This is a genomic window from Streptomyces sp. SID11385, assembly GCF_010548245.1.
Taxonomy (GTDB): Bacteria; Actinomycetota; Actinomycetes; order Streptomycetales; family Streptomycetaceae; genus Streptomyces.
In genome coordinates, this window is the sequence record NZ_JAAGLR010000381.1 from 1 (window position 1) to 7,643 (window position 7,643).

At 75.1% G+C, this 7,643-nt stretch carries 7 protein-coding genes; 5 read left to right on the plus strand and 2 right to left on the minus strand.

Features of this window, described 5'->3' with window-relative positions; translation table 11 throughout:
• The first annotated feature begins 221 nt into the window (after positions 1-221).
• The 3 genes from speB to G3I42_RS11560 all read left to right on the plus strand — a co-directional run bounded on the left by speB (position 222) and on the right by G3I42_RS11560 (position 3,769).
• Positions 222-1,208, plus strand: a complete 987-nt coding sequence (gene speB, locus G3I42_RS11550; protein ID WP_164285095.1) for an agmatinase — start codon at positions 222-224, stop codon at positions 1,206-1,208.
• 90 nt (positions 1,209-1,298) lie between these two features.
• Positions 1,299-2,975: a thiamine pyrophosphate-binding protein gene (locus G3I42_RS11555; protein ID WP_164285097.1), complete on the plus strand. Its 1,677-nt coding sequence runs from the start codon at positions 1,299-1,301 to the stop codon at positions 2,973-2,975.
• A 41-nt stretch (positions 2,976-3,016) separates the two neighbouring features.
• Positions 3,017-3,769, plus strand: coding sequence for a VOC family protein (locus G3I42_RS11560; RefSeq protein ID WP_164285099.1), 753 nt, complete (start codon positions 3,017-3,019; stop codon positions 3,767-3,769).
• Positions 3,770-3,782: 13 nt separating this feature from the next.
• Here the strand turns inward: G3I42_RS11560 and G3I42_RS11565 are convergent, their stop codons facing one another.
• Positions 3,783-5,273: a hypothetical protein gene (locus tag G3I42_RS11565; protein ID WP_164285101.1), complete on the minus strand. Its 1,491-nt coding sequence runs from the start codon at positions 5,271-5,273 to the stop codon at positions 3,783-3,785.
• A 113-nt stretch (positions 5,274-5,386) separates the two neighbouring features.
• Between G3I42_RS11565 and G3I42_RS11570 the strand changes: the two genes are divergently transcribed.
• Together G3I42_RS11570 and G3I42_RS11575 are read left to right on the plus strand one after the other, a co-directional pair.
• Positions 5,387-6,742 carry a molybdopterin-dependent oxidoreductase gene (locus G3I42_RS11570; RefSeq protein ID WP_164285103.1) on the plus strand — a complete coding sequence of 452 codons (1,356 nt, stop codon included), beginning with the start codon at positions 5,387-5,389 and terminating at the stop codon, positions 6,740-6,742.
• A gap of 2 nt (positions 6,743-6,744) precedes the next feature.
• On the plus strand, positions 6,745-7,209 hold the full coding sequence (locus G3I42_RS11575) for a hypothetical protein (RefSeq protein ID WP_164285105.1): 465 nt from the start codon (positions 6,745-6,747) through the stop codon (positions 7,207-7,209).
• Here G3I42_RS11575 and G3I42_RS11580 read toward each other — a convergent pair.
• Positions 7,098-7,643, minus strand: a 546-nt coding sequence (locus tag G3I42_RS11580) for a class I SAM-dependent methyltransferase (RefSeq protein WP_164285107.1), incomplete at its 5' end; no start/stop codon positions are given. The genes G3I42_RS11575 and G3I42_RS11580 overlap by 112 nt on opposite strands.

Below are 7,643 nucleotides of genomic sequence, written 5' to 3' on the forward strand. Positions count from 1 at the left end.
TCCGCAGCGGGGCGGCGGTCCGCGCCGGGGCGACGCGGCGCGCGGGGGCGCCGCGCGGGATGGGGCGGAAGGGCCTCAAGGGGGACATAACGTCAGATAGTCACACAAAAGGTGGGGAGGGTGAGGGAGGGGAACGGAGTGTCGCCAAAGCTCCCCGTTACAGTCGATGGCGCGCCCCCCCGACGACGCGGGGCGCTCACCTGACCAGCGAAGAGGCACCCATGAACGACCGCATCAGGCCGCCCGCCGAGGCTCCGCGCGGCCCCGTCGACTCCTCGCGCGTCCCGCGCTACGCGGGCCCCGCGACCTTCGCGCGGCTGCCGCGTGTGGACGAGGTGGCCCGTACCGAGGTCGCCGTCGTCGGTGTCCCCTTCGACACCGGTGTCTCCTACCGGCCCGGCGCCCGCTTCGGGGGCAACGCGATCCGCGAGGCCTCGCGCCTGCTGCGCCCGTACAACCCGGCCCAGGACGTCTCGCCCTTCGCGCTCGCGCAGGTCGCCGACGCGGGCGACATAGCGGTGAACCCGTTCGACATCGACGAGGCCGTCGAGACCGTCCAGCACGAGGCGGGCCGCCTCCTCGACTCCGGCGCGCGCCTGATGACCCTCGGCGGCGACCACACCGTGGCCCTCCCGCTGCTGCGCGCCGTCGCCGAGCGCCACGGCCCCGTCGCCCTCCTCCACTTCGACGCGCACCTCGACACCTGGGACACCTACTTCGGCGCCGCCTACACGCACGGCACGCCGTTCCGCCGCGCCGTCGAGGAAGGCATCCTCGACACCTCCGCGCTCTCCCACGTCGGCACCCGCGGCCCCCTCTACGGCAAGCAGGACCTGACCGACGACGCGAAGATGGGCTTCGGCATCGTCACCGCCGCCGACGTCATGCGCCGCGGCGTCGACGAGGTCGCCGACCAGCTCAGGCAGCGCATCGGCGACCGCCCCCTCTACGTCTCCATCGACATCGACGTCCTCGACCCCGCGCACGCCCCCGGCACCGGCACCCCCGAGGCCGGCGGCCTCACCTCGCGCGAACTCCTGGAGATCCTGCGCGGCCTCGCCGGCTGCCGCCTCGTCTCCGCCGACCTCGTCGAGGTGGCCCCCGCCTACGACCACGCCGAGATCACCGCCGTCGCCGCCTCCCACGCGGCCTACGAACTCACCACCCTCATGACCCGCCGCATCGCCGCGGAACGGGACGCGGACTGAGCCGGGGCGACGGTACGGGCCCGGGGCCGCCCCGCCCCGTACCGTCGCCCCCGCCCTCCCGTACCGCACCCCCCACCGGAAGGACCCGCGTTGAGCCACGACCACGACATCGCACTGCGCCCCACCGAGGCCCAGACCCGCGCGGCGCTCGACCCGCCCGCCGGGCGGACCGGCGGGGACCTCGTCGTGGAGACCCTGCACGGGCTCGGCGCGACGACCGTCTTCGGGCTCCCCGGGCAGCACGCGCTCGCGCTCTTCGACGCGGTGCGCCGCTCCCCGCTCGCCTACGTCGGGCTGCGCGTCGAGAACAACGCGGCCTTCGCCGCCGACGGCTACGGGCGGGTCACCGGCGAGGCGGCCCCGCTCCTGCTCTCCACCGGCCCAGGGGCGCTCACCTCGCTCTCCGCCCTCCAGGAGGCCGCCGCCTCCAGCTCACCGGTCCTCGCGATCTGCTCGCAGGTCCCGGCCGCGGGCCTGGGCGGCGGGCGCCACGGCTATCTGCACGAACTGCGCGACCAGCAGGCGTCGGTACGGGACCTCGTGAAGTCCGTGCACGTCGTGCGCGCCGCCTCGCAGATCCCCTCGGCGATCGCCGCCGCCTGGGAGTCCGCGCTGAGCGCCCCGCACGGCCCCGTCTGGGTCGAGATCCCGCAGGACGTCCTCGCGGCCGAGACCCTGCTTCCCGAGGTCAACGCCCCCGACGCGCTGCCCGAACCCCTCGTCCCGCGCCCCGAGCTGACCGCCCTCGCCGCCGACTGGCTCGCCCACGCCGAGCGCCCTGTCGTGCTCGCGGGCGGCGGCGTCGTACGCGCCGACGCGGCGGGCAAGCTCCTGGCGCTCGCCGAGCACATGGACCTGCCGGTGGTGACGACGTACGGCGGCAAGGGCGCCTTCCCCTGGGAGCACCCGCTGTCCGGCCAGTCCTGGATGGAGGACCGCCACACGACGGACTTCCTCGCGGACGCGGACGTGCTGCTGGTCGTCGGCTCGGGCCTCGGCGAACTCTCCTCGCACTACCACTCCCTGGCGCCGCGCGGCCGGATCATCCAGATCGAGGCGGATCTCGGCAAGCTGGAGGCCAACCACCGTGCTCTCGGCATCCACGCCGACGCCCGCCTCGCCCTCCAGGCCCTCCTGGAAACGGCCCCGCCGCGCGAGGACCCGGGAGCGCGCGAGCGCGTCGCGGAGCTGCTGCGCAAGGTCCGCTCCCGCCTGGACGCGCAGGACCTCGGCCTGGAACGCGAACTCCTGACGACCATCCGCGCCGCCCTCCCCGAGAACTCCCCCAGCTTCTGGGACATGACGATCCTCGGCTACTGGGCCTGGGCGGGCTTCGACCCCCGCCGCCCCGGCACGATGCACACCGCCCAGGGCGCGGGCGGCCTCGGCTTCGCCTTCCCGGCGGCGCTGGGTGCCGCGGTCGCGGAGCCGGGCCGCCCGGTCCTCGCGGTCACGGGCGACGGCGGCGCGATGTACTCCCTCGCGGAACTGGCGACGGCCCGCCAGCACGACCTCCCCGTGACCTGGCTCGTGGTGGACGACGGCGGCTACGGCATCCTGCGCGAGTACCTGACGGGCGCGTACGGCGAAGCCGAGGGCACGGAACTGGCCCGCCCGGACTTCGTGGCCCTGGCCGAGTCCTTCGGCGTCCCCGCCGTGACCACGACGGCGGCCGGCCTGGGCGCCGACCTGGCGGAGGCGCTGACGAGCGGCGGACCGAGGGTCGTGGTGCTGCGGGAACGGCTGAGGATGTTCGGGGAGAGCTGAGGAGCGGGGCGGACGGGTGAGCAGGCCCTAGGCTGCACCGCATGACGGTGCGACTCGTACAGGTGAACCTCAAGGCGCGCGACGAGGTGGCGCTCGGGCGGTTCTGGGCGGCGGCGCTCGGGTGGCGGATGGACAGTGAGGGGCCGGGGGTCGTCAACCTCGAACCCCCGGGCTTCGATTGGCCCGACCCGGAGGCCCTGTGCGTCGACCTCGTGCGCGTACCGGACCCGGAGACCGTCGACTACCGCGCCCATCTGGACCTCGCCACCGAATCGGCGGCGCACCAGGCCGAGTTGGTCGCCCGGCTCACCGGACTCGGCGCGCGGACCGTCGACATCGGCCAGGGTGACGTGCCGTGGACGGTCATGGCGGACCCCGAGGGCAACGTCTTCTGCGTCCTGGAGCCCCGCGAGCTGTACCGGGACACGGGCGCGGTCGCCGCCGTCGTCGTGGACTGCGCGGACCCGTACGCGCTCGCGGCCTTCTGGGGCGAGGCGGCGGGCTGGCAGGCCCGCGAGACCCGCGAGGACCTTCTGCGCCTGCGCGCCCCCGAGAACGTCGGCCCCTACCTGGAGTTCTTCCGCCGCGAGCCGGGCGCGACCCCCCTGCGCCACCGCTTCCACCTCGACGCGCTCCCGCTCCCGGGGCACGACCAGCAGGACGAGATCGCCCGCCTCGAACGCCTCGGCGCCCGGAGGGTGGACGTCGGGCAGGGCGCGGTGTCGTGGCAGCCGATGGCGGACGTGGCGGGAAACGACTTCTGCGTGCTGGCGAACGGGGCCGGGGAGAAGTGAGCCCGTCGTCCCCTCACCACGATGTCAGCAGCAGGTGGTTGAGGAGCAGCGCGAGGGCCGCCTGCGCCGTCAGCCAGAGCCTGGGGCGGGGGAGGAAGGCCGCCGCCGGGAGGAGCCAGAGCGCGAAGGGCAGCCAGATCCGTTCCGTCTCGGCCTTGCTCATGCCAGACAGGTCGGCGGCGAGGAGTGCCACGAGGGCGGCGCAGACGAGGAACGCGAGGCGCGCGGACGGCGCGGTCTCCTTCGCCGTGCCCGACCGGGGCACCGTCTCCGGCTCGGTGCTCGTCCGGACCATCGTCTCCACCCCCGCACCGCCCCCGGGGACCGTGCCCGCTGGGGACACCGTCTCCGCCCCCGTACCCGCGTCGGGCCCCGGCCGCGTCCTGCGGGAACGCAGCGTCTCCCGTCCGCCGTCGATCAGCTCCGCGACCGAGCGGCGCAGGCCCGCGACCGTGGCGAGGCCCACGACGAAGACGGTGCACGCGAGGTTGGCCCACACGAAGTAGCCGTAGGGGCGTTTGCCGCCCGCGCCCTGGTAGTACCGCTTCACCAGGATGTGGTACGCCTCCCACCAGTTGAAGCCGAGCGCCGTGAACACGACGGGGACGACGACGAGCCCGGCGAGCAGGTACAGGAGCAGCACCGGTTTCCGGCGCACCTGGTGGCGGCCCAGCAGCAGCACCGCGCAGCCGATGACCGCGAACAGCGTCAGCCCGTACGAGAGGTAGAGGGCGAGGCCGAAGAGCAGCCCCGCCCCGGCGGCCCAGGCGGGGGAGCGGCCCGTCACCGCGAGGGCGAGGAGGGCCACGGCCCAGGCGGCGACGGCGGCGAAGTAGCCGTCCGCCGAGACGCCCACCCACACGGCGGCGGGCGCGAGGACCAGGAAGGGGGCCGCGCGCCGCGCCAGGTCCTCGCCCGCGAGCGCCCGTACCGCGACCAGCACCGCCACGCCCGCCGAGGCACCGACGACGACGCACCACATCCCCGCCCAGCCGCCGCCCCCGAGACCGACGCGGTCGAGCAGCACGAACGTGACCGTCGCGGCCGGGGGGTGCCCGGCGGTGTGCGGGGGCCAGTGGTGCGGGGAGTCCAGGAGGATGTGGTGCGTGAAGTCCCTGAGCGTGGCGGGGATGTCCTGGAAGCGGTCGATGACGCGCAGGTACTCGTAACGCGAGGTCAGGCGCTCGGCGATGCCCCGGTACCAGCCGTCGACCCAGGCGAGCGAGAAGGTCCAGGCGGTCGCGGCGCCCCACACGGCGAGGAGCAGCGGGCGCCACGGCAGCCGCGCCACGAGCGGGGGACCGTACAGGACGACGGCGGCGGCCACGAGGAGCGCGGCCGGGGTGCCGGGCCCCACGTGGGGCTCCCACCGCGCGTACAGCGGGGGCCAGTCCACGAAGAGGTTGTCGTGGCCCGCCCGCAGGTGGCGGCCGATCAGGGCGGCGGCGGTGACGAGGAGAGCGGCGCCCAGGACGGCGGTGAGGTCGGGTCGGCTGCGGTGCACGTCCCGACGCTAGGCCGGGTGCGCCGCTTTCCCGCGCTCCCGGCGGGGGATGTCAGCGTTTCGTCATGGGTCGTGACCCCGGTGGCGGGGGGTCCGCGCCCTACGGTCGTGCCATGCGCGTTCCCTCCCGGCTGCTGCCCTCCTCGCCCGGCTTCTGGCGCAGCCCCCTGCGCGGACCGTGGTTCACCTCGGTGCTCGGCCTCGTGCTGCTCCTCGGCGTCACCGTGCTGTTCGTGACGGGCCTGCTGTCGTACGCGGCGTACAACCCGGGGCTCGGCGGTGTGAACGACAGGACGCCCGACAAGGGGCTGCTCGGCTTCTACCTCTTCGACTGGCCCACCGACCCGCACTGGCTCTACCGGCTCACCCAGGGCGTCCACGTCACGCTCGGCGTGACCCTGATCCCGGTACTGCTCGCCAAGCTGTGGTCCGTCGTGCCGAAGCTCTTCGCGCTCCCGCCCGTCCGCTCCCTCGCGCACGGCCTCGAACGGATCACGATCCTGCTCCTCGTCGGCGGCGGCCTCTTCGAGTTCACGACCGGCGTGCTCAACGTGCAGCTCGACTACCTCTTCCCGGGCTCCTTCTACCCGCTGCACTTCTACGGGGCCTGGCTCTTCTTCGCCGCCTTCGCGCTGCACGCCGCGCTGCGGGTGCCGTTGGCCGTACGGACGGTGCGCGCGGCCCGCGCCGAGGGGAATCTGCTCGCGCCGGGGGACGAACGGGCGAACCCCGGGGTCCACGCGGCCGGGCGGTCCGGAGCCCACGCCGCCCGGGAGCCCGTACCCGTACCGGCGGGGGAGCCCGTCGCCCGGGAGGCGGACGCGCTCGTCGCCACGCACCCCGACGCGCCCACCGTCTCGCGGCGCGGCGCGCTGTGGTCCGTCGCGGGCGGCTCGCTGCTTCTCCTGGTCACCACGGCCGGGCAGAGCATCGGCGGCTCCCTGCGCCGCACCGCCCTCCTCGCGCCGCACGGCGGCGAGGACCCCGGCAGCGGCCCCGGCGCCTTCCAGATCAACAAGACCGCCGCCTACGCCGGGATCACCACCGCCCGCACCCGCGAGGACACCTGGCGCCTCGAACTCACCAGCCGTTCCGGCACCGTGCGGCTCAGCCGCGAGCGGCTGCGCGCCCTGCCGCTGCACGGCGCGGCGCTGCCCATCGCCTGTGTGGAGGGCTGGTCCACGACCGACCAGCTCTGGCGCGGCGTCCGGCTGCGCGACCTCGCCGCGCTCGCGGGCGAGGAGCGACCGGTGGACGTGTACGTCGAATCCCTCCAGGTCCACGGCACCTTCCGGCACGCCTGGCTGCGCGCCAACCAGGTCGCCGACCCGCGCTCCCTGCTGGCCCTGGAGGTCAACGGAGCGGACCTGACACCCGACCACGGCTACCCCGCGCGGGTCATCGTGCCCGCCGCGCCCGGGGTGCTCAACACGAAGTGGGTCACCCGTATGACGTTCGGAAGGCCCTGACGATGCGCCGCCCCGCGCTCCCGCCGCTCGGCGGACCGCTGCTCCTCCTGCTGACCCTCTGCTCGCTCGCGGTGAGCGCGTACGCCGCCGTGCGGCTCCTGACCGGGGACTGGCTCGGCGTCGCGCTGTGGATCGTGGGCGCGGCCCTCCTCCACGACCTCGTCCTCGTGCCGCTCTACACCACTGCCGACCGGCTCCTCGTCCGCCCGTTCGCCGCGACGGGGCACCGGCGGCGGGCCGGGTACGTACGGGTGCCCGCCGCACTCTCCCTGCTCCTGCTCCTCGTGTGGTTCCCGCTCATCAGCGGCCGCGTGGACGGGCAGTTCCGGTCCCTCACCGGCCGCTCGACGGACCCCTACCTCGGCCACTGGCTGCTGATCACGGCCGCGCTGTTCGCCGTCTCGGCGGCGGTGCTCGTCGTACGGGTGCGCAGGGCGGCGAAGCGGCGCCCGTCCGCGGACCACTGAGCGGCCGGGCGCAGTCCCGCGCGCGCCGCGTACCGCAGGAGCGCGGGGGTGCCGACCCGCGCCCACGCGAAGGGACGCCCGGGCGTGCCGCCCAGGGCGCCGCAGGTGTCCACCACCTGCACCTCCGCGCGCTCGTCCACGTCCTCCGGCGCGGTCTCGGCGAGGAGCAGGCCGCCCGGGGCGAGCAGGTGGGCCACCCGCTCCAGGAGCGCGCGCGGACGGCCGCCGATGCCGATGTTGCCGTCCATCAGCAGGACCGTGTCCCAGCGGCCCTCGCCCGGCAGCGGCTCGAAGACGGAGGCGCGCACCGCCGGGCCGCCGAGCCGTCCGGTGCGCGCGACGGCGGCCTCACTGACATCGACGCCGAGCACCGTCCGGCCCCGCGCGGCCAGTTCCGCGACGAGCCGGCCCGGGCCGCAGCCCACGTCGAGCAC

Bases quoted from the DNA above. Each gene is read 5' to 3' on its own strand.
- speB (WP_164285095.1), top strand. From the start codon at position 222: ATGAACGACCGCATCAGGCCGCCCGCCGAGGCTCCGCGCGGCCCCGTC.
- G3I42_RS11560 (WP_164285099.1), top strand. From the start codon at position 3,017: ATGACGGTGCGACTCGTACAGGTGAACCTCAAGGCGCGCGACGAGGTG.
- G3I42_RS11570 (WP_164285103.1), top strand. From the start codon at position 5,387: ATGCGCGTTCCCTCCCGGCTGCTGCCCTCCTCGCCCGGCTTCTGGCGC.
- G3I42_RS11575 (WP_164285105.1), top strand. From the start codon at position 6,745: ATGCGCCGCCCCGCGCTCCCGCCGCTCGGCGGACCGCTGCTCCTCCTG.